Annotated in this window: 1 protein-coding gene; it reads left to right on the top strand. The window is 53.5% G+C overall.

Features of this window, described 5'->3' with window-relative positions; all coding sequences use genetic code 11:
• The coding region (locus M4I23_RS19490; RefSeq protein ID WP_249755525.1) for a tyrosinase family protein at nt 1–1,110 on the top strand (1,110 nt) is incomplete at its 5' end.
• Nucleotides 1,111–1,252 lie beyond the last annotated feature (142 nt).

The raw sequence follows: 1,252 nt of genomic DNA, 5'->3' as shown, positions 1-1,252 counted from the left end.
CTCATCTCTCTGGCCGTCGTCGCCAGCGCCGCTGCCCTCCCATCGCACCCGACATTGAATGGCATCGTGTCCGACGTGACCAAAGTCGTAGACAACGTCTTCAGCGAAATCTGTGAAGCCCTGCCCCTTGAAGCTTTCAACACAAAGTTCCACCATACACCAGTTCCACTCGAGGATGCAAAGCTCAAGCTCATCAACTACAAAATCGAAACACCCCCCCAGGCCGACCCAGCTCCCTCTTACCATCCCTACAAAGCTGTCGGGTATCAGAGTGGTGGCACATGCGCAAACGTACGCACACGCGTAGAGTGGGACCGCATGGCCGACAGTGACAAGCAAAAATTCGTGGATGGTGTCAAGTGCTTGCTGACCAGGGCCCCCTCGGGCCAATTCCCCCAAGCAAAGAATCGCTATGAGGACCTTGTTGCTCTGCACCAGAGGCTCACACCCAACGTCCACGGCAACGCCAAATTTCTCCTCTGGCACCGAGCTTTCACCGCTCTGTTTGAGAGGCTTATGCGCAATGAATGTGGCTTCAATGGGCCTCTGCCTTGGTTCGACGAAACCCGCTATGCTGGCCGCTTTGCCCAGTCTTCCATCTTCTCGAGCCGATGGCTTGGAGGCATCGCTCTCGGTGGACAATGTGTAAGGGATGGTCAACTCGCCAACTTGGTTCTTAACGTCGGCCCCGGCGATAGCAACGTTGTTCACTGCCTGGCACGTAACGGTGACGGCAGTCTAACAAGCAACTGCAACCAAGAATATGTCGATCTCTGCGCCCGCTACCCTGACTACGCCGGTCTGAGTAGGTGCATTGAGCTTGGTTACCACGCCTATGGCCACAATGGTGTCGGAGCTGTCATGTCTGACGTCCAAGCCTCTGTTGCTGACCCATTCTTCTTCCTCCACCACGCCTTCGTTGACCGTACCTTCCGCCTCTACACCAACAAGAACCCACAATGGCTCAGCCAAATCAACGGTAACGACGTCAGTGGCAACCCTCTCACACTCGATACCACTGTCAACACGGCCGGAATGATGCCCGATGTCCGTATCAGGGATATCTTGGACACCACTGGCACCACACTGTGCTACAAGTACGACTACTAGAGCCTGACTGTCTTCTGTCTCCTGACGTCGCTTGGGAACCCACACCCAATTTCATAACAAGCCGTTTCTTTTCTCAGATAATCTAGTGTAATGCAGATTTGCATTTCCATATCAAGTTTAAAACTCCATTTCTGAAAAAAAA

This window comes from Algibacter sp. L4_22, from assembly GCF_023473045.1.
Classification (GTDB): domain Bacteria; phylum Bacteroidota; class Bacteroidia; order Flavobacteriales; family Flavobacteriaceae; genus Algibacter.
The sequence above is the reverse complement of the archived record's forward strand: the minus strand, read 5'-3'. Positions and strand labels throughout refer to the sequence as shown.